Raw genomic sequence first — 25,356 nt, 5'->3', positions numbered from 1 at the left:
CGATTAACCGGCGCGAGGCAGGTACAATGCCTGCCCCCTTTTTGTTACGGCCTTGTCATGACTGACCCCATTCGCCTCTCCAAACGCCTCATCGAGCTCGTCGGCTGCTCCCGTCGGGAGGCTGAGCTGTTCATTGAGGGCGGCTGGGTCACCGTGGACGGCGAAGTCATCGACGAGCCCCAGTTCAAGGTCGACACCCAGAAAGTCGAGCTCGATCCAGAAGCCAAGGCCACCGCGCCGGAGCCGGTGACCATCCTGCTGAACGTTCCCGTGGGCATGGATGCAGACACCGCCATGGCGACGATCAGCGCCGAGACTCTGAGCGAAGAACACCGCTACGGCAAACGTCCGCTCAAGGGCCACTTCCTGCGGCTGACCGCCAGTACCGACCTGCAGGCCAATGCCAGCGGTTTGCTGGTGTTCACCCAGGACTGGAAGATCCTGCGCAAACTCACTGCCGATTCCAACAAGATCGAGCAAGAGTATGTGGTCGAGGTTGAAGGCGACATGGTGGCTCACGGCCTCAACCGCTTGAACCACGGCCTGACCTACAAGGGCAAGGAACTGCCAGCGGTCAAAGCCAGCTGGCAGAACGAAAACCGCCTGCGCTTTGCGATGAAGAACCCACAACCGGGCGTGATTGCCCTGTTCTGCCAGGCCGTCGGCCTGAAGGTCGTCGCCATCCGCCGTATCCGCATCGGCGGCGTGTCCATCGGCAAAGTGCCGTTGGGGCAATGGCGCTACCTGTCCGGCAAAGAGAAGTTCTAAGACTTTTCACGCCGCCATACATTTCGGCACCGCAGTTTTGTGCGGCGCCCACTGCTGAATATCAGGATTGCACACCATGATTCATAACGACGTACTGCGCAGCGTGCGCTACATGCTCGACATCAGTGACAAGAAAGTCATCGAGATCATCAAGCTCGGCGGCATGGACGTGACCATGGAAGACCTGGTGACGTACCTCGATAAGAAAGAGGAAGACGAGGAAGGCTTCGTACGCTGCCCGGACGACGTCATGGCGCACTTCCTCGATGGCCTGGTGATCTTCAAGCGCGGCAAGGACGAAAGCCGTCCGCCGCAGCCCATCGAGTTGCCGGTGACCAACAACATCATCCTGAAGAAGCTGCGCGTGGCTTTCGAACTGAAAGAAGACGACATGCACGCCATCCTCAAGGCGGCCGAGTTCCCGGTGTCCAAGCCTGAACTGAGCGCGCTGTTCCGCAAGTTCGGCCACACCAACTACCGCACGTGCGGCGACCAGTTGCTGCGTAACTTCCTCAAGGGCCTGACGTTGCGCGTCAGAGCGTAAGACAGCGACAAGCTGCAAGCTACAAGTCAAGGCTTGTCGCTTGCAGCTTGTAACTTGAGGCTTCAGTAATGACCTACAGCGTTTCCCCCATCGGCTTCGTGCACTCCTGCTTCAAGGAGAAGTTCGCCATCCCCCGTCAACCGCAACTGGCCCCGGCCGCCCGCGGCATTCTGGAGTTGGTGGCACCGTTCGATCAGGGCGATGCCGTGCAGGGCCTGGAACAGGTCAGTCATGTCTGGCTGCTGTTTCTGTTTCACCAGGCACTGGAAGACAAGCCACGACTCAAAGTCCGCCCGCCGCGCCTGGGTGGCAACAAATCCATGGGCGTATTCGCCACCCGTGCGACCCATCGCCCCAACGGCATCGGTCAATCGGTGGTCAAGCTGGACAAGGTTGAAGGCAATCGCCTGTGGATCTCCGGCATCGACCTGCTGGATGGCACACCGGTCATCGATATCAAGCCCTACGTGCCCTACGCCGACATCGTTCCTGAGGCGTCCAATGCGATCGCCAGCGCGGCGCCGCAGTTGATTGCGGTGCAGTGGACCGAGAGCGCACTGCAACAGGCTCATACGCACGCTCAGCGCCTTGCAGAACCCTTGGTGGAGCTGATCGAGCAGTGCCTGGCCCAGGATCCGCGCCCGGCCTACCAGACCCCAACGCCCGAGCGCGAGTACGGTGCACAGTTCTGGGACCTGGACGTGCGCTGGCACTACCCGACGCCGGACTCGATTCGGGTCCTTGAGGTCATCCCCGCCAGCGCCTGATCCCCTGGAACGAAAAAGCCCGCGCAGCCTTGTCAGGCAACGCGGGCTTTTTTCTGGCGCAAACTTCTGTAGGAGCCGGCTTGCCAGCGCCTACAAGTGACCGCAGATCACTTCTCGACGAACGCACGCTCGATCAGGTAGTCGCCTGGCTCGCGCATCCGTGGCGAAACCTTCAGGCCGAAGCTGTTGAGCACTTCGCTGGTTTCGTCGAGCATGCTCGGGCTGCCGCACAGCATGGCGCGGTCGTCTTCAGGGTTGATCGGCGGCAGGCCGATGTCGCTGAACAGCTTGCCGCTGCGCATCAGGTCGGTCAGGCGGCCTTCGTTCTCGAACGGCTCGCGGGTCACGGTCGGGTAGTAGATCAACTTGTCACGCAGCGACTCGCCGAAGAACTCGTTCTGCGGCAGGTGCTCGGTGATGAATTCGCGGTAAGCGACTTCGTTGACGTAACGTACGCCGTGGCACAGGATCACTTTTTCGAAACGCTCGTAGGTTTCCGGGTCCTGGATGACGCTCATGAACGGCGCAAGGCCAGTACCGGTGCTGAGCAGGTACAGGTGTTTACCCGGCTTCAGATCGTCCAGCACCAGGGTGCCGGTCGGTTTCTTGCTGATGATGATCTCATCGCCTTCCTTCAGATGCTGCAACTGGGAAGTCAACGGGCCATCAGGCACCTTGATGCTGAAGAACTCCAGATGCTCTTCCCAGTTCGGGCTGGCAATGGAGTAAGCACGCATAAGCGGGCGGCCGTTGGGCTGTTGCAGGCCGATCATCACGAACTGACCGTTCTCGAAGCGCAGGCCCGGATCGCGGGTGCACTTGAAGCTGAACAGAGTGTCGTTCCAGTGGTGAACACTGAGGACACGCTCGTGGTTCATGTTGCTCATGTACGTGGGACTCCTGGAGATTTTGCCTGCGCCGATGCAGTGCGCAATTGCATCGCATTCTAATGGCGGCGACAATATCTGTTAAATGGATTATTAAGATAAGGGTTATCGGTTATATCGATATGCGATTTACTCTACGTCAACTTCAAGTCTTCGTCGCCGTCGCTCAGCAAGAGAGTGTGTCCCGTGCTGCGGGCCTGCTCAACCTCTCGCAATCAGCGGCCAGCACCTCCATCACCGAACTTGAGCGCCAGTCGAGCTGCCAGTTGTTCGACCGCGCCGGCAAACGCCTGAGCCTCAACGCCTTGGGCAAGCAGCTGTTGCCGCAAGCGGTGGCCATGCTCGACCAGGCCAAGGAAATCGAAGACCTGCTCAACGGCAAGTCCGGTTTCGGCTCATTGGCGGTCGGCGCCACGCTGACCATCGGCAATTACCTGGCCACCCTGTTGATCGGCGGCTTCATGCAGCGTCATCCGGAAAGCCAGGTGAAGCTGCATGTACAGAACACGGCTCATATCGTGCAACAGGTGGCGCACTATGAAATTGATCTGGGTCTAATCGAAGGCGACTGCAGCCACCCGGACATCGAAGTGCAGAGCTGGGTCGAGGATGAGCTGGTGGTATTTTGTGCCCCGCAACATCCGCTGGCGAGCCGTGGCCAGGCGAGCATGGAGGAGCTCACTCACGAGGCGTGGATCCTTCGGGAGCAAGGCTCCGGCACGCGCCTGACCTTTGACCAGGCCATGCGCCACCATCGCAGCACGCTGAACATCCGCTTGGAACTGGAACACACCGAAGCCATCAAGCGCGCGGTCGAGTCGGGCCTGGGGATAGGCTGTATTTCCCGGCTTGCGCTGCGTGACGCCTTCCGCCGTGGCAGCCTGGTGGCCGTCGAAACCCCGGACCTCGACCTGGCGCGGCAGTTTTACTTCATCTGGCACAAACAGAAGTATCAGACCTCGGCCATGCGCGAGTTCCTCGACCTGTGCCGCGCCTTCACCGCCGGGGTTCAGCGCAGCGACGAGATCGTACTGCCGACCATTGCCTGAAGGCTCAGATCAGAATGACTGCCCACACCAGCGCAATCATGCTCAGGGCCACGAACTGAGCGGCGCTGCCCATGTCCTTGGCGTTCTTCGACAGTGGGTGCAGCTCAAGGGAAATCCGGTCGATGGCCGCTTCCACGGCGGAGTTGAGCAGCTCCACGATCAACGCCAGCAGGCAGACGGCAATCAGCAGCGCCTGTTCGACGCGGCTGACATCCAGGAAGAAGGTCAGCGGAATCAGGATGACGTTGAGCAACACCAGCTGACGAAAAGCCGCTTCGCCGGTAAAGGCTGCACGCAGGCCGTCCAGGGAGTAGCCGGAAGCGTTGAGGATGCGTTTGAGACCGGTTTGACCTTTGAAAGGTGACATAAGAGTAGGCAACTGAACAAATAGGAATGGAAAAGCTAGATCAACAAAAGTCAAAAAAGCGTGAATGTAGAGCCGTTACAGGTTCGAAATTGACTCAAGTTGTTGCAGGAGCAACGCCGCCTGAGTCCGGGTGCGCACACCCAGCTTGCGGAAGATCGCCGTCACGTGCGCCTTGATGGTGGCTTCCGAAACATTCAGCTCGTAGGCAATCTGCTTGTTCAGCAACCCTTCGCAGACCATGGTCAATACGCGGAATTGCTGCGGGGTCAAGCTCGCCAGGCCTTCACTGGCGGCCTTGGCCTCAGCCGACACGCTGACCTCTTCAAACGCCTGTGGCGGCCAAAAGACATCACCATCGAGTACGGCACGCACGGCCTGCTGGATCACTTCCAGTGAACTGGATTTCGGGATGAACCCGCTGGCGCCAAACTCACGGGACTTGACCATGATCGACGCTTCTTCCTGCGCCGAGACCATCACCACCGGAATCTGCGGGTACTGCCCGCGCAGCAGCACCAACCCAGAAAACCCGTACGCGCCGGGCATGTTCAGGTCCAGCAGTACCAGGTCCCAATCGGCCTTTTCAGTCAGGCGGGTTTCCAGTTCGGCAATGCTTGCCACTTCCACCAGGCGCACGTCGGGGCCGAGGCCCAGGGTTACCGCCTGATGCAGTGCGCTGCGAAAGAGAGGGTGGTCATCGGCAATCAGGATTTCGTATGTGGCCATTTTTCAAATGATCCTGTTTTTCATGGCAGGCCTGATGCATTCAAGCCTCACCAAAGCAACTCAAGGCACCGCCAATCGGCGGCACCAACAGGGCACGTTCAACGCCAAGAGCCCATGAAACCGGCGTTTCAATCTTCGGCCGCACCCCAATCGGCGCCAAGGATGCCCAGCGAAGCCGGGGTGGTCAAGCCGCATCCTTTGCGGCATCTTAGCTGGCTAACTAATAAGAGTGCCATCATGCAGACCAAAGCCCTGCGTGCCGATGTCCTGATGCTGATTACCGCCATGATCTGGGGGTCGGGATTTGTCGCACAAACCTCCGGCATGGATCACATCGGTCCTTTTCTCTATTCCGGCCTGCGCTTTGCGCTGGGTTCGCTGTGCCTGCTGCCGCCGGTCTTGCGTGGCCCGCGGCACCAGGCCAAGGTCGAGCCCTTCCTGACCCGGGGCTTGTTGATCGGTGGTGGCCTGATGGGCCTGGCCCTGGCCCTGGGAATCAACCTGCAACAAGTCGGCCTGCTATTTACCAGCGTGACCAACGCCGGTTTCATCACCGGGCTCTACGTCATTGTGGTGCCTCTGTTGGGCCTGCTGATTGGCCACAAGACCGGTCTCGGCACCTGGCTCGGGGCGAGCCTGGCCGTCCTGGGGATGTTCCTGCTCAGCGTTGGCGATCAGTTCCAGGTGGCTTCCGGCGATTGGTTGCAATTGATCGGGGCATTTGTCTGGGGTGGACATGTGGTGCTGGTCGGCGTGTTCGCCAGCCGTCACGACCCTATTCGCCTGGCGTTTGTGCAGTTCGCGACGTGCGCGGTGGTCAGCCTGATCCTGGCGTTGTGCCTGGAAACCTTTGACCTCAACGCAATCATTGCGGCTGGTCCGGCCATCTTGTATGGCGGCCTGATTGCGGTCGGTATCGGCTATACCCTGCAGGTGATCGCACAAAAGGACGCTATCGCCTCGCACGCGGCGATCATTTTTTCCATGGAGGCGGTGTTTGCCGCCATTGCCGGCGCCTGGCTGCTGGATGAACAACTGCAGCCACGCGGCTACATCGGTTGTGCACTGATGCTGGCCGGCATGCTGATGGCCCAGCTCTGGCCAAGGAAACCGGCGCTGGCCAGGGCGTGAGAGTTACAGGTACGGCTTGAGACGGCTGTGGGTTTCGTCTTGCGGGTCGATGGGAAGCTGGAACTTGGCTGACAGGTAGTGGGTGCTGAAAACGTCCAGGTAGGCGTCCAGCACTTCGCTGGCCACTTGATCATCGGCCAGTTCCAGGCACAACGCCGCGACTTCCGCGGTGCAAAAATGGTCGTCACGCTTGGAGCGGCGCAGTTTGTAGCGCGACAGCTGCTCGGGGGCGAGACTCAGGACCGGCAAGTGTTCCAGATACGGACTCTTGCGAAACATCTTGCGCGCCTCGCTCCAGGTCGCGTCCAGCAGAATAAACAGTGGGCGCTTGCCCTCCTCCAGCTTGACCTCGGACACCACCCGTTCCGGGGCAACGAACTCCCCCGGGAACACGATGTACGGCTGCCACTGCGGGTCCGCGATCAGCGCCAGCAGACCCGGCTCGACCTCGGTACGCGACCAGGGAAAAGCACTGGTCTCATTGATCACATCCGCAATCAACCAACCGGTATTGCTCGGTTTCAACGGTTCGACATCGTGCATCACCAGGCACATGGCCGACTTTGCCGCCACTTTCGGTCGCCAGGCGCACATGCAATGGCTGGGAATTACTCGGCAACCGGCGCAACGCTCAGCCCGCGAGCCGCGCGCTACAAAAGGTTTGACGGCGCGAGCCAGGCGCTGGGCGCGCAAACGGGAAACGGCATGGCTCATGGCAGGCTTCGATGCAAAGGGGATTGATTCGACACAAAAAGCGCTCGGTAGGGCAATAAAGTCGTGGCAGTTTACCAGAGCCACCTGCGCAAACCTGTACCGCCCGCCCGCAGCCCCCTATAATTCGCCGCCACTGAACGCTCAGCCCCGTGACGGGTCGAAGCACCAGTCACTGAATCAGGAGAGTTTCATGCTGCGCCTTATCGTTCCCACCGTTGCCCTGTTGCTGGCCCTGCCCCTCAGTGCCCAGGCGGCGTCCAAGCAGGACTACGACCTGAACAAAATGCTGCAAAAGGTCGCCCAGGAAAGCAACGTCGGGCTACCGCGCGAGGTCAGTGACAACATTCTCGACCAAGGCTATACGGTCGAGGGCAAGGAACTGATTGACCATCTGAGCGTACAAGCCGGTTACGCCGAGCAGATGCGCGCCAATCCGAAGGCGGTCTATCTGCAACTGGGCGCCAGCGTTTGCCGCAACCCCAACTACCGCAAACTGATGGCCAAGGGCGCAATCATGCGGTACGAGTTCACCGAGAACAAAACCAACCGTCCTGTGGCCTCGGCCAGGTTCCAGGAATCGGATTGCCCTGCCCAGCCTGCACAGAAGAAAAAGTAATCACCGCGAGCCCGCGCGCCGCTGCTCTTCAGCGGCTCGCAGCTCTGCCAGCAGCGCCTGCAAGTACGGCGAACACTGTTCATTGCCCTGCAGGCGCTGGCGACACTCCTCTTCGAGGCTGACGTGATGCTCGTCGGCCGCCGACTTCAGCAATCGATACAATGGCGTATCGATCTCTAGAATGACCTGGGTCATGACCTGCCTCCCTGCATGGGTATCCCCCCACGGCTCCTGATGCCTTGCACCGTGGCCCGGACGCATGGCGATCCAGCTTGTGCCTGTTACTGAGTAAATCAGGAGCCCAGGCCATCCGACGCAGCGCCTGACCGGCGGCGAACGCCAATGACAAAGCGCTAACCCGCTATTGCCAGCACCGACTTTTGAAGCCCATGATCAAGTCAGCGCAATTCACTGCAAAGGTCTAGATTCATATAGGTTGATACTCAACGCCCAAGGCAGAAAAGGGGCTGCCCTGCAGAGTCTGTCGTGCGAACATTTCTTTCATCCAAGGGATAGACAGAACCCGTCTGGATGACCCGATTACCCTTGCTAGCCTGTCGGGTCGGGTTTAGCGCCCAACCTTTTTTACAGGCTGACAGCGACACAAGCCGTGTCGCGGCTCAAACGAACTGCTCGTTCGGGCCGAGGTTCTGTGTAGAAGGAGAAGTTGAATGCCTTACCAACCGAATGACCTTCTGATACGTCATTTTCAAAGCAACGGCGTCGATCTCACCAGCAAGATCGAAGAACAACTCAACCAGCTTTCACCCAACAGTCCGAATATTCCGATTTATCGCGACATGATATTAACGGTCCTGCGCATGGCCCAAGAGGACCATAATCGCTGGAATGCCAAGATCACCCTGCAAGCCCTTCGCGAACTGGAACATGCCTTTCGCGTACTGGAGCAGTTCAAGGGGCGACGCAAGGTGACCGTTTTCGGCTCGGCACGAACACCGGTCGAACACCCGCTGTATGCCCAGGCCCGGGAGCTGGGGGAAAAGCTCGCGCAATCGAACCTGATGGTCATTACCGGTGCCGGTGGCGGCATCATGGCCGCCGCCCACGAAGGTGCGGGCCGGGATCACAGCCTCGGATTCAATATCACCCTGCCATTCGAGCAGCATGCGAATCCGACCGTCGGCGGCACGGCAAACCTGCTGTCCTTTCACTTTTTCTTTACCCGCAAGTTGTTCTTCGTCAAAGAAGCCGATGCACTGGTGCTGTGCCCGGGCGGTTTCGGCACCCTCGATGAAGCCCTCGAAGTCCTGACCCTGATCCAGACCGGCAAAAGCCCCCTGGTGCCGGTGGTGTTGCTGGATGCACCCGGCGGCACGTTCTGGGAAGGGGCGCTGGACTTCATTCGCAATCAACTGGAAGCCAACCGCTACATCCTGCCAAACGACCTGAAGCTGATTCGACTGGTGTACACCGCCGAGGAGGCCGTGGCGCAAATCAACCAGTTCTACAGCAACTTCCACTCCAGCCGCTGGCTGAAACACCAGTTTGTGATCCGCATGAATCACCCGCTCAACGAACGGGCACTTGAGCACATGCAGGAGGCGTTTGCCGACCTGTACCTGAACGATCACTTTCACCAGCATGCCTACAGCGGCGAAGAGCATGACGAGGCGCAATTCAGCCACCTGGCGCGCCTGTCATTCACCTTCAACGCCCGTGATCATGGACGCCTGCGTGAACTGGTCGACTACATCAACCTGCCGGAAAACTGGGCCACGCCTCAGCCGGCTACGCCAAAGCGCAAACGGGAGCCGAGCAAGGTGACATAAAAAAACCCGACTATTGGCATAGTCGGGCTTCTTTAGTCTTCCATTCCCCGGCCGCTGAACAAGCGGCCGATCATCTCCATGGAATAACCACGGTAGGCGAGAAAACGCCCCTGTTTGGCACGCTCGCGGGCGTCTACTGGCAAATGCCCCGCAAACTTGCGCCGCCAGGTCTCTTCCAGGCGCTCTTGCCAGCTGATTCCGCTCTCGCGCAGGGCGAGTTCGATATCGGCACGCTGCAAACCACGCTGGCTGAGCTCTTCGCGAATACGCAGAGGGCCATAGCCGGAGCGGGCACGGTAGGAAACGAAGCTTTCGAGGTAACGGGATTCGGACAGCAGCCCCTCTTCCGTCAGGCGATCGAGGGCTGTTTCGATCATTTCATCTGGAGCGCCGCGCTGACGCAGTTTACGCGTCAGCTCGACTCGACCGTGCTCGCGTCGCGCGAGCAGGTCCATTGCGGTTCGCCGCACCGCGACGAGGGTATCGAGTACGGCGATCATTGGATCAATCAGATATCAGCATCAGCCAGGTCAGCTTCGGTCTCTTTGACCGGAGAAGCCTTGGTGTCGCCTGCCGGTGTCAGCAGCTTGTCGCGAATCTGCTTCTCGAGGGTAGCGGCGATGTCCGGGTTGTCCTGCAGGAACTTGGCCGAGTTGGCCTTGCCCTGACCGATCTTGCTGCCGTTATAGGCATACCAGGCACCGGATTTCTCAACGAAGCCGTGCAGCACGCCCAGGTCGATCATCTCGCCGTTGAGGTAGATACCCTTGCCGTAAAGTATCTGGAACTCGGCCTGACGGAACGGCGAAGCCACCTTGTTCTTGACGACCTTGACGCGGGTTTCACTGCCCACCACTTCGTCGCCTTCCTTCACCGCGCCGGTACGGCGGATGTCCAGGCGAACCGAGGCGTAGAACTTCAGCGCGTTACCACCGGTAGTGGTTTCCGGGCTGCCGAACATCACGCCGATTTTCATCCGGATCTGGTTGATGAAGATCACCAGGCAGTTGGCGTTCTTGATGTTACCGGTGATTTTACGCAGTGCCTGGGACATCAGGCGGGCTTGCAGGCCCACGTGCATGTCACCCATTTCACCTTCGATTTCAGCCTTTGGAACCAGCGCCGCCACGGAGTCGACGATGATCACGTCAACCGCATTGGAACGCACCAACATGTCGGTGATTTCCAGGGCTTGCTCGCCGGTATCTGGCTGGGAAACCAGCAGGTCATCGACGTTGACCCCCAGCTTGCCGGCGTATTCCGGATCCAGTGCGTGCTCGGCGTCGACGAATGCGCAGGTCGCGCCGGCTTTTTGAGCCTGGGCGATCACGGACAGTGTCAGTGTGGTTTTACCGGAGGATTCAGGACCGTAGATTTCAACGATACGGCCTTTTGGCAGACCGCCAATGCCGAGCGCGATGTCCAGACCCAGAGAGCCTGTGGAAATAGCCGGGATCGCCTGACGGTCCTGATCGCCCATACGCATTACGGCACCCTTGCCGAATTGACGTTCGATCTGACCCAGGGCCGCAGCCAAGGCTTTCTTCTTGTTGTCGTCCATTAAAGTCCTCACGTAATCAATAAGGCCTGACGGCCAACACCTGTATAAGTAGACAGTATTATTCCACAGCGTTTGTGGATCGCCTACCCCTGATTTGAGATTTCTGCGTCGGCATGCTGTAGCAACCCCTCTAGCGCGGCCTTCACCGTTTGTCGGCGAACCTCATCGCGGTTACCCGGGAAGTGCCGGCACTCGCTGAAAACCGCCTCGCCAACGCCCCAGGCCAGCCAGACAGTCCCGACCGGCTTGTTCGGCGAGCCGCCGTCCGGCCCGGCAATACCGCTGACCGCCACGGCGAAACGCGCCAGGCTGTTGCGCTGGGCACCCCGGACCATGGCTTCGACCACCTCGCGGCTGACCGCCCCGACCTGGACGAACAACTCGACCGGCACTTTCAGTTGCTGGGTCTTCTGGCGATTGGAATACGTGACATAGCCGGCCTCGAACCACGCCGAACTGCCGGCGATCCGGGTGATCGCTTCGGCGATACCGCCACCGGTACAAGACTCGGCGGTGCTGACGTGGGCATTGAGAACCTGCAGGCGCCGCCCCAGTTCCGCGGCAAGCTGGGTGATTTCGTTCACGACTCTCTCCTTAAATCAGGCGGGCATGAGCGCTACCGTACACGAGCGGATTGCGCTTGCAAGACGCAGGCTGGATCAATTTGTGAGTAGGTCGGCATCGCTCTACTGCGGGTCCGAAGGGTCGTGACGAACTGCCGGTCCAGTCACCCCGATACGCTTGGCCGCCCAACGCTCGTAAAGCCCGATGGCCACATCGGCACCGGCCATGGCCGTCAGGCAGCCCAGCGCTCCCGCCGTCCAGGTCGAGAGGTTGGCGGCATACAGCAACATGACGATCGAAACGCCGCAGATCATGCTGGAGCCGGAGCGCAGGAGCAGGCGCCGCAGAAGTGGCCAGCCGCGAGCGCCCGCCTTGTCGGCCCGCCACATTTCGCCCGACACCCCCCCCAGCAGCGTGAGGGCAATGACAAGCCAGACAGGAATTTCCAGCAATGCTTGCTGTTCGTTTGTCATCTCACTACTCCCGAGTGGAAAAATCGCCATGAACCTGCCTCTCCCTGGTCGAGCAACATCTTGCTGGCGGGTTCGAACACAGACTATGCATGTACGCATATACAGTCAATGCATCAATGCATTCTGAAACATCAAATATATGCACAACCGCATCAGAGCATCGACAGGCAAGGCCTTTTGATATCCGCAGGCAAAAAAATGCCCGCCGTATGGCGGGCTCTACCGGATAGCTGAAGGTTAGCGGGCGTACATACCCCACCAGAAGACGTGCCCGAGGATGACGATCTGTTCTTCCTGGACGTCCTGGAAGCTGTAGTCCTCGTCCGGGTGCTCATCGCGATTGAAGCTGCGCAGGCGAATCCCTGTCGGCAGACGATAGAGCTGCTTCACCCGCAACTGACCGTTATGGTTAATGGCATACAAGTCACCGTCGACAATGTCGCCGATTGCGCACTTGGCCGCATTCACCCCGACCGTGGCGCCGTCCCGCAGCACCGGCAACATGCTGTTGCCACGTACCGTCACGCACTTGGCCTGGTCGAACTGCACGCCGTTGTGGCGCAGGCTGCGCTTGCCGAAACGCAAACTGGCGCGCTCGCTTTCTTCAATGACGAATCTTCCTGAACCGGCAGCCAATTCAACCTCGCGAAGAAAGGGTACCGACACCTCGTCGTCATCAACGGGCGTGTCGTCATCCCACAGGCTTATATCCTTGAGCTCCGAATGCACTGGGCTGCGTACAGGCGCCATGGGCGCGGCCAGGTCGGCGCGGCCGCGCAACTGGTCGGTGCTCATGCGAAAGTACTCGGCAATCTTCGAGATGTGTTTATCCGAAGGATCCGCGATCTTGCCGCCGAGAATCCGCGAAAGGGTGGACTGAGGCACCCCGGTGCGACGGTGAAGCTCCGTCGGGGAGATCCCGTGCTGGTCGAGCAGCGCTCTGAGGACGGTGGAAACGTTGCGTTTTTGCATAATGCACATAGTGCGAGATCTGTTCGACGATGACAATTGCTGATTTGCATAAGCACCACGTCAACGGCAGAAAACCATCCCGTACCGTTCATCCCTGGGTCGTCCGGACCGGCCCATGGTAACCTTGCGCCCATCGCGGAAAAGCCGGGCCGATGCCCACCTTTACCCCACCCCCTTGAATGAAATCGCCTGATTACCTGATGAATAAAGCACTCTCCGATCTGTCCTCCCACACCCCGATGATGCAGCAGTACTGGCGCCTGAAGAACCAGCACCCTGATCAGTTGATGTTCTACCGCATGGGTGACTTCTACGAGATCTTCTACGAAGACGCGAAGAAGGCCGCCAAGCTGCTGGACATTACCTTGACCGCCCGTGGGCAGTCGGCCGGGCAGGCGATTCCGATGTGCGGGATTCCATACCACGCCGCCGAAGGTTACCTGGCGAAGCTGGTCAGGCTCGGTGAGTCGGTGGTGATCTGTGAGCAGGTCGGCGACCCGGCGACCAGCAAAGGTCCGGTGGAGCGCCAGGTGGTGCGCATCATTACCCCCGGTACCGTCAGCGACGAGGCGCTGCTGGACGAGCGCCGCGATAACCTGATCGCCGCGGTGCTCGGCGATGAGCGCCTGTTCGGCCTGGCCGTGCTGGATATCACCAGCGGCAACTTCACGGTGCTGGAAATCAAAGGCTGGGAAAACCTGCTGGCGGAACTGGAGCGGGTCAACCCGGTCGAGCTGATGATTCCCGACGACTGGCCAAAAGACCTGCCAGCGGAGAAGCGTCGTGGCGTTCGTCGTCGTGCACCGTGGGATTTCGAGCGCGATTCGGCGCTGAAAAGCCTTTGTCAGCAATTTTCCACTCAAGACCTCAAGGGTTTTGGCTGCGAGAACCTGACCCTGGCCATCGGCGCTGCCGGCTGCCTGTTGAGCTACGCCAAGGAAACCCAGCGCACCGCCCTGCCCCATTTGCGCAGCCTGCGTCACGAACGCCTGGACGATACCGTGGTCCTGGACGGTGCCAGCCGCCGTAACCTGGAGCTGGACACCAACCTGGCCGGGGGCCGCGACAACACCCTGCAATCGGTGGTCGACCGTTGCCAGACCGCCATGGGCAGCCGCTTGCTGACCCGCTGGCTGAACCGCCCGCTGCGCGACCTGCAAGTGTTGCAGGCGCGCCAGAGCTCGATCACGTGCCTGCTCGATGGTTACCGCTTCGAACGACTGCAACCGCAATTGAAAGAAATCGGCGACATCGAGCGGATTCTCGCGCGAATCGGCCTGCGCAATGCACGCCCGCGTGACTTGGCGCGCCTGCGCGATGCGCTGGGCGCCCTGCCGGAACTGCAAGTGGCGATGGGCGAGCTGGAAGCACCGCACCTGAACCAGTTGGCCGTCACCACCAGCACCTATCCCGAGCTGGCTGCCCTGCTGGAAAAAGCCATCGTCGACAACCCGCCCGCCGTCATCCGTGACGGGGGGGTGTTGAAGACCGGTTACGACGCCGAACTCGACGAACTGCAATCACTGAGCGAAAACGCCGGCCAGTTCCTGATTGACCTCGAAGCCCGCGAAAAGGCCCGCACCGGCCTGTCGCACCTGAAAGTCGGTTACAACCGGATTCACGGCTACTTCATCGAATTGCCGAGCAAGCAGGCGGAGCAGGCCCCGGCCGATTACATCCGCCGCCAGACCCTCAAGGGTGCCGAGCGCTTCATCACGCCTGAACTCAAGGCCTTCGAAGACAAGGCCTTGTCGGCCAAGAGCCGTGCGCTGGCCCGCGAGAAGATGCTCTACGAAGCGCTGCTTGAAGACCTGATCAGCCAACTGCCACCGCTGCAGGATACCGCTGCCGCCCTGGCCGAACTGGATGTCCTGAGCAACCTGGCCGAACGCGCCTTGAACCTGGACCTGAGCTGCCCGCGATTCGTCAGCGAGCCGTGCATGCGTATCAGCCAGGGTCGTCACCCAGTGGTCGAACAGGTGCTGACCACGCCGTTCGTGGCCAACGACCTGAGCCTGGATGACAACACGCGCATGCTGGTGATCACCGGCCCGAACATGGGCGGTAAATCCACCTACATGCGTCAGACCGCATTGATCGTACTGCTGGCCCATATCGGCAGCTTCGTACCGGCCGCCAGTTGCGAATTGTCGCTGGTGGACCGCATCTTCACCCGGATCGGCTCCAGCGACGACCTGGCGGGCGGGCGCTCGACCTTCATGGTCGAAATGAGCGAAACCGCGAACATCCTGCACAACGCCACCGAACGCAGCCTGGTGCTGATGGACGAAGTCGGCCGCGGCACCAGCACCTTTGACGGCCTGTCGCTGGCCTGGGCGGCAGCCGAGCGCCTGGCACAACTGCGTGCCTATACCCTGTTCGCCACGCACTACTTCGAACTGACGGTGCTGCCGGAGAGCCAGCCGCTGGTGGCCAACGTGCACCTCAATGCCACCGAGCACAACGAGCGCATCGTGTTCCTCCACCATGTGTTGCCCGGGCCTGCCAGCCAGAGCTACGGACTGGCGGTTGCGCAGTTGGCCGGCGTACCGACCGAGGTCATCGTACGGGCACGTGAGCATTTGAGCCGCCTGGAAACCACCAGCCTGCCTCATGAAGTGCCGACACCGGCCAAGGGCAAACCGGCAGCGCCACAGCAAAGCGACCTGTTCGCCAGCCTGCCCCATCCGGTGCTCGACGAACTGGCCAAGCTCAGCCTGGATGACATGACGCCGCGTCGAGCACTCGAAATGCTCTATACACTAAAGACACTGATCTAACGCACAGGCTTGCAAGCTGATAGAATCTCGCGCGGTTTGGGATGCTGCAGGCACATAGCCTGGTCTGCAGACTATCGCTCCCAAACCTGGCGACCCCACCGTGAAGGGGCGCTGCAAGCCGCGCCTGAGGAGAGAATTAGAAATGACCTTCGTCGTCACCGACAACTGCATCAAGTGCAAGTACACCGACTGCGTAGAAGTCTGTCCGGTGGACTGCTTTTACGAAGGCCCGAACTTCCTGGTGATTCACCCGGATGAGTGCATCGACTGCGCCCTGTGCGAGCCAGAATGCCCTGCCGTGGCCATCTTCTCCGAAGACGAAGTCCCGGAAGATATGCAGGAATTCATTCAGTTGAACGTTGAGCTGGCCGAAATCTGGCCAAACATCACTGAAAAGAAAGAATCGCTGCCCGATGCCGAAGAGTGGGATGGCGTCAAAGGCAAGATCAAGGATCTCGAACGCTGATCCTGACGGTACCCTCGAAAAGGCCCCCTGCGGGCCTTTTTGCATTTCTGGGTTGCGATACTTTTTCACGGGCAAAAAAAGGGGCGGTATGACCCGCCCACATTTTTTCCCTATTCCCTGTATTCCTTTTCATCATCCTGATGAATCGCGTCCTTGAGATGTTCCTTGACCATCATCCTTGATGGCTGTGTCTGTCCGTCGACACAGGACTGATATTAGAGAATTCCTTGGCAAGAGCAATCACAGACAATGGCCAAACGCTCCGTATAAAAACTTGAAAGATTGTAAAAATGTCCTTTAAAAACAATAATTTAACAAAAAATTCAGGGGCGTATGGACGACTGCTGCCGAACATAAAAACCGAACACTTACGAAAGAGTAAGCCAAGGCTTACATCAAGCTGAGAAGGTGTACGGGCAGCCCCCGAACAATTAAACATTTTACTGAATCGAGCCCAACAAAAAGCCCCGAGGCTAACGGGGCTTGTTGTGGTCGTGCGGGCTGGCTCCAGTTACTGGAACAACGACTCGCTCGACAATCCATTCTTCTCAAGGATCTCACGCAGGCGCTTGAGACCTTCGACCTGTATCTGTCTGACCCGTTCACGGGTCAGGCCGATTTCCAGGCCAACGTCTTCCAGCGTACTGCTTTCATGACCGCGCAGGCCGAAGCGGCGAATCACCACCTCGCGCTGCTTGTCGGTCAACTCCGAGAGCCACTGATCGATGCTCTGCGACAGGTCATCGTCCTGAAGCAGCTCACAGGGATCGGTGGGACGGTCATCGGTAAGGGTGTCCAGCAAGGTCTTATCCGAATCCGGACCCAGCGAGACGTCGACCGAAGAAACCCGCTCATTCAAGCCGAGCATGCGCTTGACCTCGCCCACCGGTTTTTCCAGCAGGTTGGCGATTTCTTCGGGAGAGGGTTCGTGATCGAGCTTTTGAGTGAGCTCTCGCGCCGCCCGAAGGTAGACGTTGAGCTCCTTGACCACATGAATCGGCAACCGGATGGTGCGGGTCTGATTCATGATGGCGCGTTCGATGGTCTGACGGATCCACCAGGTCGCGTAGGTCGAAAAGCGGAAACCGCGCTCTGGATCGAATTTCTCCACCGCCCGGATCAGCCCGAGGTTGCCCTCTTCGATCAGGTCGAGCAACGACAGCCCACGATTGACATAGCGCCGGGCGATTTTCACCACCAGTCGCAGGTTGCTTTCAATCATGCGCTTGCGTCCGGCCGGATCGCCACGTTGCGACAGGCGCGCAAAATGAACTTCTTCTTCCGGGGACAACAAGGGGGAAAAGCCGATTTCATTGAGGTACAGCTGCGTCGCGTCGAGCGCCCGCGTGTAGTCAATGTACTTATGCTGTTTAAGTGAGGCGGAGTGCTTGGATTTGGCGCGAGTCGAAGGCATGGGAGAGCCTTCGTTCAACGTCTGATCCGATGCGACGTCGGTCTCCATCAGGAGAACCTCATCGTCGATGTCAAACTCCGGCACTTCTTTACTGAGAGCCATTGTTATAGTCCTTTGGTGAGTTCGACCTCAAGCTCAAGCGGCGCCTTTATCCTTGGCAACGCTGGAGCCTGTTCCCTCTACGTGATGGAACAGGCTGGTAACAAATCAACGCGCAGGCAGGAATTGCAGCGGATCTACAGGCTTACCTTGTCGGCGAATCTCAAAATGCAGTTTCACCCGGTCTGTACCCGTTGACCCCATTTCGGCAATTGTCTGTCCGACCTTGACCTGCTGCCCCTCCCGAACCAACAACCTGCGGTTATGACCGTAGGCACTGACGTAGGTATCGCTGTGTTTGATAATGACCAGTTCGCCGTAGCCCCGCAAGCCACTCCCGGCGTAAACCACCGTCCCATCAGACGCAGCTAAAACAGGCTGTCCCAAATCTCCGGCGATATCAATTCCTTTATTCAAACTACCGTTTGAAGAGAATTTTCCAATCAGAATGCCATTAGATGGCCATCCCCAGCCCTTGGGCGCGGGGCCGGCCGGCGGTAGCGGCGCAGGGGCCGGCTTGTTTGCGACGGACGGTGCAACGCTCTTTGTATTGGCCGATGAACCCGAAGCGGGGGTCCGAGTGACGGTGAGTTTTCCGGAAGAAGAAGTCGATGTTGTGGACGACGTCACAGTCTGGTTCGACGTTGAACCGGAGCGCCCGTCAAAGCGAATCGTCTGACCCGGGCGAATGGTGTAAGGCGCGGGAATGTTGTTGCGTGCAGCCAGCGCCTTGTAGTCCCAACCGTAACGAAAGGCGATGGAAAACAGGGTATCGCCCTTGCGCACGACATACTGGCCGGTAGTAACCGCGGGACGCTTGGCTGCCGCACTGCCGCCGTCGACGACCCGTACGTCACTCGATTTCGTGCTGGAACAACCGACCAACAATGAACTCAAGACAAGGCCAGTCACCAGGCACTGAAAGCTTGTGGTACCGATACGCTGTGCAATGTCCGTGAGACTCACCCGCCGCTCCCTTTCTGGTGGCTGAAAATAGAATATGCCGTGTTCAGGCATGAAATGTCGCAAGTATAACTGGCCGTTTGCACTTTTCCGTCGGCAAGGCGAAATCGAGACACGCACACGTTTGCTTGCTGTTGTTCAACAGCGTTTAACTGATCGTTGCCGCTATAAGACCCGGCCAATCGAAGAGAATTCAGCGCCCTTGAACAAATGCTCAGGCCAATGGCCCATTGAGCAACGGGACGAAGCGTACTGCGCCCAGAACACGCCTGGAAAAGCCCTGTTCCTCGCGAATGATCAACATCAATTGCTGAACCTCTCCCGACCCTACCGGAATCACCAGACGCCCTCCCGGCGCCAACTGATCAAGCAGTGCCTGAGGCACATCGGTGGCAACTGCCGTGACAATAATGCCATTGTAGGGCGCCAGTGCCGGCCAGCCTTCCCAGCCATCGCCCCAGCGGAACACCACGTTGCGCAGGTTCAACTCGACCAGACGCTCCTTGGCACGATCCTGCAGGACCTTGATGCGCTCAACCGAGAACACCCGCTCGACCAACTGCGACAGCACCGCCGTCTGATAACCGGACCCGGTGCCGATTTCCAGCACTTTATCCAGAGGACCGGCCTCCAGCAGCAGCTCGCTCATGCGCGCCACCATGTAGGGCTGGGAAATGGTCTGGTTGTGGCCGATCGGTAACGCCGTGTCTTCATAGGCGCGGTGCGCCAGCGCTTCATCGACAAACAGATGACGTGGTGTACGGCGGATCACTTCCAGTACCTGGGCGTTGCTCAGGCCTTCCTCGTACAGCCGCTGAATCAATCGCTCACGGGTGCGCTGGGAGGTCATCCCGATACCACGGCGCAGAATATCGTCTTGCTCACGAGCCATCAGCGCAGCCCCTCCAGCCAGCCGTCGAGACTTTCAAAGGCACTATTGAAGGTCCGGTCGAGTTGCAGCGGGGTGATCGAAACGTATCCCTGCATCACCGCGTGGAAATCCGTGCCTGGCCCGCCATCCTCAGCGTCACCGGCCGCCGCAATCCAATAGCCGGACTTGCCACGCGGATCGACCACCTTCATTGGCGCCGCTGCGCGGGCACGATGGCCCAGTCGAGTCAGCTGAATGCCGCGAATGTGATCCAGGGGCAAATTCGGAATGTTCACGTTCAGCACCGTACGTGGCGGCAGATCGAGTTCGGCGTGAGCCTCAACCAGTTTGCGCGCAAAGTAGGCCGCCGTCGGCAGATTTTCAACCTGGCGCGATACCAGCGAAAAGGCAAAGGATGGCTTGGCCAGGAATCGCCCTTCGAGCGCGGCCGCGACCGTACCGGAATACAGCACGTCATCGCCCAGGTTGGCCCCAAGGTTGATCCCGGAAACCACCATGTCCGGCTCGTGCGCCAGCAGCCCATTGAGGCCCAGGTGCACGCAATCGGTTGGCGTACCGTTGATGCTGATGAAGCCGTTGGCCAGGGTTTGCGGATGCAGCGGACGATCGAGCGTCAGCGAACTGCTGGCGCCGCTTTTGTCCTGGTCCGGGGCAACGACCACGCACTCGCTGTAATCCGCCAGCGCAGCATAAAGCGCGGCAAGGCCGGGTGCTGTTACCCCATCATCGTTAGAAATCAGAATACGCATGGGCTGTCCGTCTGCCCCACCGGCACCAGATCGACGAGTTCACGCACCAATACGGTGGCGAAGCATCCGGCCGGCAGGACGAATTCCAGTTGCAGAATGTCAGGCACGGGATAATGCCACGTCAACCCGCCAATGGGCAGCCGCAGGATGCGACGTTCATGGCTCATTCCGGCATTCACCAACCAGTCGCGCAAGTCGGCTTCCCCGGATGCGATTTGCTGTTCCAGTTCATGGGTCGCACCGCCAGCAGGTGACTCGCCCTCGCCCCACTGCGGCCCAGTCGGGTGCAGGTCGAGTATGGCCAGGCGCGGGTCACTGCATTCCTCGACACCGGCCGGGAAAAAGCTGCGGCTGTCGGTGAAGGCCAGCAAATCGCCTACCCGGGCACGCTGCCAGCTGCCATCGGCCACTCGCGCCGCCAGCACTTTATTGAACAGAAAGCTGCGCGCCGTGGACAGCAATCGCGAGCGCACATTGCGCTGCTCCGGCAGCGCCTTGCGTGCCGCCCACTCCCGCGCGTCAACCACGTTGCCGCCGTTATGGCCGAACCGTTGGGCACCGAAGTAGTTGGGAATACCTTGTTTGGCGATCAGTTGCAGACGCGCGTCAATGGCCTCCTTATCGCCGGCAAACTGGGTCAGGCGCAAGGTGAAACCGTTGGCCGAATGCGCACCGCGCTGCAGCTTGCGTTTGTGCCGGGCGGTCTTGAGGATTTTCAGCGTGTCGTTTTCTGCCGCGGACAAGTCAGGATCAGCCTTGCCTGGCAATTGCACACTGAACCACTGGCGAGTCAGCGCCTGGCGGTCCTTCAGACCGGCGTAGCTGACCGTGCGTAATGGCACACCAGCAGCCTTGGCAATTCGCCGTGCCGCTTCCTCGGTATTCAGGCCACGTTTTTCCACCCAGATCCACAGGTGTTCGCCTTCGCCGGTCAACGGAATGTCGAGCACTTCATCGACCTGGAAATCTTCCGCGATCGCTTTCAATACTGCCGTGCCGAGGGGTTCACCGTAGGCTCGCGGGCCGAGCAGTTGCAATTCGTTCATGCGCGCGACAACAAGGCAACGGCGTGTACGGCAATGCCTTCTTCGCGACCGGTGAAGCCGAGCTTTTCGGTGGTGGTGGCTTTCACGTTCACTTGATCCAATTCAACTTGAAGATCCGCGGCAATCAGCGCGCGCATCGATTCGATATGCGGGGCCATTTTCGGCGCCTGGGCGACAATGGTGTTGTCGACGTTGGCCACTTTCCAGCCCTTGGCATGGATCAGTGCAACGACATGACGCAACAGCACACGGCTGTCAGCGCCCTTGAACTGTGGGTCGGTATCCGGGAAATGCTTGCCGATGTCGCCAAGCGCGGCGGCACCCAGCAAGGCATCGCTCAACGCATGCAGCAGCACGTCGCCGTCGGAGTGGGCGAGCAGCCCGAAGCGGTGATCAATCCGCACGCCGCCCAGAGTGATGAAATCGCCTTCAGCGAAACGGTGCACATCATAGCCGTGGCCAATACGCATAAAAAAACGCCCCGATTTAGTCAGGGCGTGATTCTACCTGCTTTAGGCGCCAAGGGCGTGGGCGTGATGCCGCAAGTGATCATCAATGAAGCTGGCGATGAAGAAATAGCTGTGGTCGTAGCCAGGTTGCAGGCGCAAGGTCAGCGGATGACCCGCCAGTTTTGCGGCCTGCTGCAAGGCTTCGGGCTTGAGCTGGGTGGCCAGGAAATCATCCCGGTCACCCTGGTCTACCAGCAATGGCAGTTTTTCGCCGGCCTCGCTGATCAACACACACGCATCCCACTCACGCCACTTCGAACGCTCTTCGCCCAGGTAGCGCGAAAACGCTTTCTGGCCCCACGGGCAATCCATGGGATTGTTGATGGGCGCGAAGGCCGACACCGACTGATAGCGACCCGGATTGCGCAGGGCACACACCAGCGCACCATGCCCACCCATTGAGTGCCCGCTGATGGCGCGCTTATCCGATGCCGGAAAATTCGCTTCGACCAACGCCGGCAATTCCTCGACGACGTAGTCGTGCATCCGATAGTGCCTGGCCCAGGGTTCCTGTGTAGCGTTCAGGTAGAACCCGGCTCCCAGGCCGAAATCCCAGGCACCGTCCGGGTCACCCGGCACATCCGCGCCCCGCGGGCTGGTGTCCGGCGCCACGATGATCAGCCCAAGCTCGGCCGCCATGCGCATGGCGCCGGCCTTGTGCATGAAATTCTCGTCCGTGCAGGTCAGGCCCGACAGCCAGTACAGCACCGGCAGCTTGCCGCCCTGCTCCGCTTGGGGCGGCAGGTACACGGCAAACACCATGTCGCAACCGAGCACTTCGCTGCGGTGTTTGTAACGCTTATGCCAGCCACCAAAACTCTTCTGGCATGAGAGATTTTCCAGACTCATGGGACCTCCCAGCTTCAAGTTGCAAGTTTCAAGCGACAAGAGGGCCGAGCCCACTTGCCGCTTGTGGCTTGCAGCCTGTCGCTGCTCTTAGAAGTGGATGACCGAGCGAATGCTTTTGCCTTCATGCATCAGGTCAAATGCCTTGTTGATGTCTTCCAGGCCCATGGTGTGGGTGATGAAGGTATCCAGAGGAATCTCGCCGCTCTGGGCCATTTCCACATAGCTTGGCAATTCGCTACGACCGCGTACGCCACCAAACGCCGAACCGCGCCAGACGCGACCGGTCACCAGTTGGAACGGACGGGTAGCGATTTCCTGACCGGCACCGGCCACGCCGATGATCACCGACTCGCCCCAGCCTTTATGGCAGCATTCCAGCGCCGCGCGCATCAATTGAACATTGCCGATGCATTCGAAGGAAAAGTCGACGCCGCCATCGGTCATGTCAACGATGACCTCCTGGATCGGACGGTCGAACTCCTTCGGGTTCACGCAGTCAGTCGCTCCCAACTGCCTGGCGATTTCAAATTTGGCCGGGTTGATGTCGATGGCGATGATACGGGCCGCCTTGGCCTTGACCGCACCGATGACCGCCGACAGACCGATACCGCCCAGGCCGAAGATGGCCACGGTGTCACCCGGCTTGACCTTGGCCGTGTTGATCACCGCACCAATCCCGGTGGTGACACCGCAGCCCAGCAGGCAGACTTTTTCCAGCGGTGCCTCTTTTTGAATTTTCGCGACGGAAATTTCCGGTAGCACGGTGTACTCGGAAAAGGTCGAGGTGCCCATGTAGTGGAAAATCGGCTGGCCTTTGTAGGAGAAACGCGTAGTGCCGTCCGGCATCAGGCCCTTGCCCTGGGTGGCACGAATGGCCTGGCAGAGGTTGGTCTTGCCCGACTTGCAGAACTTGCACTGGCCACATTCCGGGGTATACAGCGGGATCACGTGATCACCCACCGCGACCGAGGTCACCCCCTCGCCGATGGCTTCGACAATGGCTCCGCCTTCGTGACCAAGGATCGACGGGAAGATGCCTTCCGGGTCCGCACCGGACAAGGTGTAGGCATCGGTATGGCACACACCGGAGGCGACGACACGCAACAGGACTTCACCGGCCTTGGGCATGGCGACATCGACTTCAACGATCTCGAGGGGTTTCCTGGCCTCGAAGGCAACGGCAGCGCGCGACTTGATCATCCTGACTCTCCAGTGAATAAAAACGAGGCAACGAGTGTAAAACACTGCTGGACGATTAATAATCCAGCCAAAAGCAAAACATTATTGCCGTACAGGGATAATCTAAATGTCCGACAACCGCTGGGAAGGTATCGACGAGTTCGTGGCCGTCGCCGAGTGCAGCCAATTCACCGCAGCCGCCGAACGCCTCGGGGTTTCGTCTTCCCATATCAGTCGACAAATCGTACGCCTGGAAGAACGCCTGCAAACCCGCCTGCTCTATCGCAGCACGCGGCGAGTGACCCTCACCGAAGCCGGACAGACCTTCCTGCAACACTGCCAACGTTTGCAGGACGGTCGTGAAGAGGCCTTGCGCGCTGTCGGCGACCTGACCAGCGAACCCAAGGGCATGCTGCGCATGACCTGCGCAGTGGCCTACGGCGAACGTTTTATCGTGCCACTGGTGACCAGCTTCATGGGGCTTTACCCGCAACTGCGCGTCGATATCGAGCTGAGCAACCGCCCCCTGGACCTGGTGCATGAAGGCCTGGACCTGGCGATTCGCCTGGGCCGCCTGCAAGACTCACGGCTGGTCGCCACCCGCCTGGCCCCCCGACGCATGTACCTATGCGCCTCGCCGTCCTACCTCGAACGCTACGGCCGCCCCCACAGCCTGTCCGAACTGAGTCGCCACAACTGCCTGATCGGCAGCTCGGACCTCTGGCAACTGGAACAGGACGGGCGAGAATTTTCCCAGCGAGTACAAGGCAACTGGCGCTGCAACAGCGGGCAAGCGGTGCTGGATGCGGCACTGCAGGGTGTTGGCTTGTGTCAGCTACCGGACTACTACGTGCTGGAACACCTGAACAGCGGCGCACTGGTATCGCTGCTCGACGCCCATCAACCGCCGAACACCGCCGTATGGGCCCTGTACCCGCAGCAACGCCATCTATCGCCGAAAGTGCGCAAACTGGTGGACTACCTCAAGGACGGGCTGGCCAAACGACCGGAGTACAGTGGCTGAAGCAGACTGAAGTAGGCTTTGGCTTTGGATTTGGCTCTGGCTTTTGATCTTGATCCACCCGCCCCATCGGCAGGCCGAGCGCAGGCGTTCATCAGGGGAATGGCGCGCAGCGCCCCTCGACGCAGTCGAGGACATCGCATGGAGGTCGGCGCAGCAGACCGGAGGGCGATGCCCCCTGAGGAATGCCGGAGCCGAGGGAACCCCGAGCCTTGGCGAGGGGCCGGACGCTTGGGGCGAAGCCTTTTGCTTACTTTTCGGCGTTTGGAAAAGTAAGTCGCTGTAAAAGCGAAACCGCCAGCCGCCATGACCGCAGCAACGGATATGTACACCGCCCCTGCTAGAGAATGGTTGGCTACCAAGCCGCCTTCGCGGGCAAGCCTGCTTGTATGTTTAGACTTGTAGGGGTGGTGGGACTAAAAGCCAGCATCTGACTCTAGCCAGTACAGACCGTGGGAGA

General features: G+C 59.6%; 28 protein-coding genes. 10 read left to right on the top strand and 18 right to left on the bottom strand.

All coding sequences use genetic code 11. The features are described from left to right. The first annotated feature begins 57 nt into the window (after window positions 1-57). The 3 genes from AC3WQN_RS09515 (at window position 58) to tsaA (ending at window position 2,079) form a co-directional block, all read left to right on the top strand. Window positions 58-768: an rRNA pseudouridine synthase gene (locus AC3WQN_RS09515; protein ID WP_103401560.1), complete on the top strand. Its 711-nt coding sequence runs from the start codon at window positions 58-60 to the stop codon at window positions 766-768. 76 nt (window positions 769-844) lie between these two features. Then, window positions 845-1,312 carry a YehS family protein gene (locus tag AC3WQN_RS09510; protein ID WP_095077439.1) on the top strand — a complete coding sequence of 156 codons (468 nt, stop codon included), beginning with the start codon at window positions 845-847 and terminating at the stop codon, window positions 1,310-1,312. Between the two features lie 68 nt (window positions 1,313-1,380). Further along, window positions 1,381-2,079, top strand: coding sequence for a tRNA (N6-threonylcarbamoyladenosine(37)-N6)-methyltransferase TrmO (gene tsaA, locus AC3WQN_RS09505; protein ID WP_103401559.1), 699 nt, complete (start codon window positions 1,381-1,383; stop codon window positions 2,077-2,079). Between the two features lie 107 nt (window positions 2,080-2,186). Here the strand turns inward: tsaA and fpr are convergent, their stop codons facing one another. Next, a complete protein-coding gene (gene fpr, locus AC3WQN_RS09500) occupies window positions 2,187-2,966 on the bottom strand; it encodes a ferredoxin-NADP reductase (RefSeq protein ID WP_095146759.1) in 780 nt (259 codons plus the stop codon). 122 nt (window positions 2,967-3,088) lie between these two features. On the opposite strand from fpr, the gene AC3WQN_RS09495 reads away from it, so the two are divergent. Further along, window positions 3,089-4,015, top strand: coding sequence for a LysR family transcriptional regulator (locus AC3WQN_RS09495; protein WP_095077442.1), 927 nt, complete (start codon window positions 3,089-3,091; stop codon window positions 4,013-4,015). 4 nt (window positions 4,016-4,019) lie between these two features. Here the strand turns inward: AC3WQN_RS09495 and AC3WQN_RS09490 are convergent, their stop codons facing one another. Both AC3WQN_RS09490 and erdR read right to left on the bottom strand, forming a co-directional pair. Further along, window positions 4,020-4,382, bottom strand: coding sequence for a diacylglycerol kinase (locus AC3WQN_RS09490; protein ID WP_095077443.1), 363 nt, complete (start codon window positions 4,380-4,382; stop codon window positions 4,020-4,022). Window positions 4,383-4,457: 75 nt separating this feature from the next. Next, window positions 4,458-5,108, bottom strand: coding sequence for a response regulator transcription factor ErdR (gene erdR, locus AC3WQN_RS09485; protein WP_095077444.1), 651 nt, complete (start codon window positions 5,106-5,108; stop codon window positions 4,458-4,460). A 237-nt stretch (window positions 5,109-5,345) separates the two neighbouring features. Between erdR and AC3WQN_RS09480 the strand changes: the two genes are divergently transcribed. Continuing rightward, a complete protein-coding gene (locus AC3WQN_RS09480) occupies window positions 5,346-6,239 on the top strand; it encodes a DMT family transporter (RefSeq protein ID WP_103401558.1) in 894 nt (297 codons plus the stop codon). A 3-nt stretch (window positions 6,240-6,242) separates the two neighbouring features. Here the strand turns inward: AC3WQN_RS09480 and AC3WQN_RS09475 are convergent, their stop codons facing one another. Then, window positions 6,243-6,953 carry a tRNA-uridine aminocarboxypropyltransferase gene (locus AC3WQN_RS09475; protein ID WP_103401557.1) on the bottom strand — a complete coding sequence of 237 codons (711 nt, stop codon included), beginning with the start codon at window positions 6,951-6,953 and terminating at the stop codon, window positions 6,243-6,245. 190 nt (window positions 6,954-7,143) lie between these two features. Between AC3WQN_RS09475 and AC3WQN_RS09470 the strand changes: the two genes are divergently transcribed. Continuing rightward, the gene (locus AC3WQN_RS09470; RefSeq protein WP_103401556.1) at window positions 7,144-7,569 is read left to right on the top strand and encodes a PA3611 family quorum-sensing-regulated virulence factor; all 426 of its coding nucleotides are present in this window, start codon (window positions 7,144-7,146) and stop codon (window positions 7,567-7,569) included. Here AC3WQN_RS09470 and AC3WQN_RS09465 read toward each other — a convergent pair whose 3' ends face one another. Beyond that, complete coding sequence (locus AC3WQN_RS09465; protein ID WP_103401555.1) at window positions 7,570-7,764, bottom strand: hypothetical protein; 195 nt, start codon at window positions 7,762-7,764, stop codon at window positions 7,570-7,572. 476 nt (window positions 7,765-8,240) lie between these two features. On the opposite strand from AC3WQN_RS09465, the gene AC3WQN_RS09460 reads away from it, so the two are divergent. Beyond that, window positions 8,241-9,359, top strand: a complete 1,119-nt coding sequence (locus tag AC3WQN_RS09460; RefSeq protein WP_103401554.1) for an LOG family protein — start codon at window positions 8,241-8,243, stop codon at window positions 9,357-9,359. A 32-nt stretch (window positions 9,360-9,391) separates the two neighbouring features. Here AC3WQN_RS09460 and recX read toward each other — a convergent pair whose 3' ends face one another. The 5 genes from recX to AC3WQN_RS09435 form a co-directional block, all read right to left on the bottom strand. Further along, complete coding sequence (recX, locus tag AC3WQN_RS09455) at window positions 9,392-9,859, bottom strand: recombination regulator RecX (RefSeq protein WP_103401553.1); 468 nt, start codon at window positions 9,857-9,859, stop codon at window positions 9,392-9,394. Between the two features lie 8 nt (window positions 9,860-9,867). Then, window positions 9,868-10,920 (bottom strand): recombinase RecA, encoded by a 1,053-nt coding sequence (recA, locus tag AC3WQN_RS09450; RefSeq protein ID WP_095146752.1) that lies wholly within the window; start codon window positions 10,918-10,920, stop codon window positions 9,868-9,870. A gap of 83 nt (window positions 10,921-11,003) precedes the next feature. After that, the gene (locus tag AC3WQN_RS09445) at window positions 11,004-11,504 is read right to left on the bottom strand and encodes a CinA family protein (RefSeq protein ID WP_103401552.1); all 501 of its coding nucleotides are present in this window, start codon (window positions 11,502-11,504) and stop codon (window positions 11,004-11,006) included. Between the two features lie 102 nt (window positions 11,505-11,606). Continuing rightward, a complete protein-coding gene (locus AC3WQN_RS09440; protein WP_103401551.1) occupies window positions 11,607-11,957 on the bottom strand; it encodes a phage holin family protein in 351 nt (116 codons plus the stop codon). Window positions 11,958-12,194: 237 nt separating this feature from the next. Beyond that, a complete protein-coding gene (locus tag AC3WQN_RS09435) occupies window positions 12,195-12,938 on the bottom strand; it encodes a LexA family transcriptional regulator (RefSeq protein WP_103401550.1) in 744 nt (247 codons plus the stop codon). Window positions 12,939-13,129: 191 nt separating this feature from the next. On the opposite strand from AC3WQN_RS09435, the gene mutS reads away from it, so the two are divergent. Next, the gene (gene mutS, locus AC3WQN_RS09430; protein ID WP_103401549.1) at window positions 13,130-15,709 is read left to right on the top strand and encodes a DNA mismatch repair protein MutS; all 2,580 of its coding nucleotides are present in this window, start codon (window positions 13,130-13,132) and stop codon (window positions 15,707-15,709) included. 142 nt (window positions 15,710-15,851) lie between these two features. Further along, window positions 15,852-16,175 (top strand): ferredoxin FdxA, encoded by a 324-nt coding sequence (gene fdxA, locus AC3WQN_RS09425; protein WP_003222178.1) that lies wholly within the window; start codon window positions 15,852-15,854, stop codon window positions 16,173-16,175. A 511-nt stretch (window positions 16,176-16,686) separates the two neighbouring features. Here the strand turns inward: fdxA and rpoS are convergent. The 8 genes from rpoS to AC3WQN_RS09385 all read right to left on the bottom strand — a co-directional run bounded on the left by rpoS (window position 16,687) and on the right by AC3WQN_RS09385 (window position 23,896). Continuing rightward, window positions 16,687-17,691, bottom strand: coding sequence for an RNA polymerase sigma factor RpoS (gene rpoS / locus AC3WQN_RS09420; RefSeq protein WP_095077456.1), 1,005 nt, complete (start codon window positions 17,689-17,691; stop codon window positions 16,687-16,689). Between the two features lie 105 nt (window positions 17,692-17,796). Then, window positions 17,797-18,654 carry a peptidoglycan DD-metalloendopeptidase family protein gene (locus AC3WQN_RS09415; RefSeq protein ID WP_103401566.1) on the bottom strand — a complete coding sequence of 286 codons (858 nt, stop codon included), beginning with the start codon at window positions 18,652-18,654 and terminating at the stop codon, window positions 17,797-17,799. Window positions 18,655-18,865: 211 nt separating this feature from the next. Beyond that, complete coding sequence (locus AC3WQN_RS09410) at window positions 18,866-19,501, bottom strand: protein-L-isoaspartate(D-aspartate) O-methyltransferase (protein ID WP_172736405.1); 636 nt, start codon at window positions 19,499-19,501, stop codon at window positions 18,866-18,868. Between the two features lie 41 nt (window positions 19,502-19,542). Beyond that, complete coding sequence (surE, locus tag AC3WQN_RS09405; RefSeq protein ID WP_103401548.1) at window positions 19,543-20,292, bottom strand: 5'/3'-nucleotidase SurE; 750 nt, start codon at window positions 20,290-20,292, stop codon at window positions 19,543-19,545. Continuing rightward, window positions 20,280-21,338, bottom strand: coding sequence for a tRNA pseudouridine(13) synthase TruD (gene truD, locus AC3WQN_RS09400; RefSeq protein WP_103401547.1), 1,059 nt, complete (start codon window positions 21,336-21,338; stop codon window positions 20,280-20,282). The genes surE and truD overlap by 13 nt, the downstream gene beginning before the upstream one ends. Continuing rightward, window positions 21,335-21,808 (bottom strand): 2-C-methyl-D-erythritol 2,4-cyclodiphosphate synthase, encoded by a 474-nt coding sequence (gene ispF / locus AC3WQN_RS09395; protein WP_103401546.1) that lies wholly within the window; start codon window positions 21,806-21,808, stop codon window positions 21,335-21,337. Before ispF ends, truD begins: the two co-directional genes overlap by 4 nt. A 42-nt stretch (window positions 21,809-21,850) precedes the next feature. Next, entirely contained in the window at window positions 21,851-22,696 is an 846-nt protein-coding gene (gene fghA, locus AC3WQN_RS09390) for an S-formylglutathione hydrolase (RefSeq protein ID WP_103401545.1), read from the bottom strand. 87 nt (window positions 22,697-22,783) lie between these two features. Further along, window positions 22,784-23,896: an S-(hydroxymethyl)glutathione dehydrogenase/class III alcohol dehydrogenase gene (locus tag AC3WQN_RS09385; protein WP_103401544.1), complete on the bottom strand. Its 1,113-nt coding sequence runs from the start codon at window positions 23,894-23,896 to the stop codon at window positions 22,784-22,786. Between the two features lie 106 nt (window positions 23,897-24,002). On the opposite strand from AC3WQN_RS09385, the gene AC3WQN_RS09380 reads away from it, so the two are divergent. Next, window positions 24,003-24,899, top strand: coding sequence for a LysR substrate-binding domain-containing protein (locus AC3WQN_RS09380; protein WP_095077463.1), 897 nt, complete (start codon window positions 24,003-24,005; stop codon window positions 24,897-24,899). Window positions 24,900-25,356 lie beyond the last annotated feature (457 nt).

This window comes from Pseudomonas sp. FW300-N1A1 (assembly GCF_058789115.1).
Note: the sequence above shows the minus strand (reverse complement) of the source record. Positions and strands in the feature narration are given on the sequence as shown.

What these genes read in the sequence shown, in the direction of transcription:
- AC3WQN_RS09515 (WP_103401560.1), top strand. Translation starts at nt 58, where the DNA reads ATGACTGACCCCATTCGCCTCTCCAAACGCCTCATCGAGCTCGTCGGC.
- AC3WQN_RS09510 (WP_095077439.1), top strand. Translation starts at nt 845, where the DNA reads ATGATTCATAACGACGTACTGCGCAGCGTGCGCTACATGCTCGACATC.
- tsaA (WP_103401559.1), top strand. Translation starts at nt 1,381, where the DNA reads ATGACCTACAGCGTTTCCCCCATCGGCTTCGTGCACTCCTGCTTCAAG.
- fpr (WP_095146759.1), bottom strand. Translation starts at nt 2,966, where the DNA reads ATGAGCAACATGAACCACGAGCGTGTCCTCAGTGTTCACCACTGGAAC.
- AC3WQN_RS09495 (WP_095077442.1), top strand. Translation starts at nt 3,089, where the DNA reads ATGCGATTTACTCTACGTCAACTTCAAGTCTTCGTCGCCGTCGCTCAG.
- AC3WQN_RS09490 (WP_095077443.1), bottom strand. Translation starts at nt 4,382, where the DNA reads ATGTCACCTTTCAAAGGTCAAACCGGTCTCAAACGCATCCTCAACGCT.
- erdR (WP_095077444.1), bottom strand. Translation starts at nt 5,108, where the DNA reads ATGGCCACATACGAAATCCTGATTGCCGATGACCACCCTCTCTTTCGC.
- AC3WQN_RS09480 (WP_103401558.1), top strand. Translation starts at nt 5,346, where the DNA reads ATGCAGACCAAAGCCCTGCGTGCCGATGTCCTGATGCTGATTACCGCC.
- AC3WQN_RS09475 (WP_103401557.1), bottom strand. Translation starts at nt 6,953, where the DNA reads ATGAGCCATGCCGTTTCCCGTTTGCGCGCCCAGCGCCTGGCTCGCGCC.
- AC3WQN_RS09470 (WP_103401556.1), top strand. Translation starts at nt 7,144, where the DNA reads ATGCTGCGCCTTATCGTTCCCACCGTTGCCCTGTTGCTGGCCCTGCCC.
- AC3WQN_RS09465 (WP_103401555.1), bottom strand. Translation starts at nt 7,764, where the DNA reads ATGACCCAGGTCATTCTAGAGATCGATACGCCATTGTATCGATTGCTG.
- AC3WQN_RS09460 (WP_103401554.1), top strand. Translation starts at nt 8,241, where the DNA reads ATGCCTTACCAACCGAATGACCTTCTGATACGTCATTTTCAAAGCAAC.
- recX (WP_103401553.1), bottom strand. Translation starts at nt 9,859, where the DNA reads ATGATCGCCGTACTCGATACCCTCGTCGCGGTGCGGCGAACCGCAATG.
- recA (WP_095146752.1), bottom strand. Translation starts at nt 10,920, where the DNA reads ATGGACGACAACAAGAAGAAAGCCTTGGCTGCGGCCCTGGGTCAGATC.
- AC3WQN_RS09440 (WP_103401551.1), bottom strand. Translation starts at nt 11,957, where the DNA reads ATGACAAACGAACAGCAAGCATTGCTGGAAATTCCTGTCTGGCTTGTC.
- AC3WQN_RS09435 (WP_103401550.1), bottom strand. Translation starts at nt 12,938, where the DNA reads ATGTGCATTATGCAAAAACGCAACGTTTCCACCGTCCTCAGAGCGCTG.
- mutS (WP_103401549.1), top strand. Translation starts at nt 13,130, where the DNA reads ATGAATAAAGCACTCTCCGATCTGTCCTCCCACACCCCGATGATGCAG.
- fdxA (WP_003222178.1), top strand. Translation starts at nt 15,852, where the DNA reads ATGACCTTCGTCGTCACCGACAACTGCATCAAGTGCAAGTACACCGAC.
- rpoS (WP_095077456.1), bottom strand. Translation starts at nt 17,691, where the DNA reads ATGGCTCTCAGTAAAGAAGTGCCGGAGTTTGACATCGACGATGAGGTT.
- AC3WQN_RS09410 (WP_172736405.1), bottom strand. Translation starts at nt 19,501, where the DNA reads ATGACCTCCCAGCGCACCCGTGAGCGATTGATTCAGCGGCTGTACGAG.
- surE (WP_103401548.1), bottom strand. Translation starts at nt 20,292, where the DNA reads ATGCGTATTCTGATTTCTAACGATGATGGGGTAACAGCACCCGGCCTT.
- truD (WP_103401547.1), bottom strand. Translation starts at nt 21,338, where the DNA reads ATGAACGAATTGCAACTGCTCGGCCCGCGAGCCTACGGTGAACCCCTC.
- ispF (WP_103401546.1), bottom strand. Translation starts at nt 21,808, where the DNA reads ATGCGTATTGGCCACGGCTATGATGTGCACCGTTTCGCTGAAGGCGAT.
- fghA (WP_103401545.1), bottom strand. Translation starts at nt 22,696, where the DNA reads ATGAGTCTGGAAAATCTCTCATGCCAGAAGAGTTTTGGTGGCTGGCAT.
- AC3WQN_RS09385 (WP_103401544.1), bottom strand. Translation starts at nt 23,896, where the DNA reads ATGATCAAGTCGCGCGCTGCCGTTGCCTTCGAGGCCAGGAAACCCCTC.
- AC3WQN_RS09380 (WP_095077463.1), top strand. Translation starts at nt 24,003, where the DNA reads ATGTCCGACAACCGCTGGGAAGGTATCGACGAGTTCGTGGCCGTCGCC.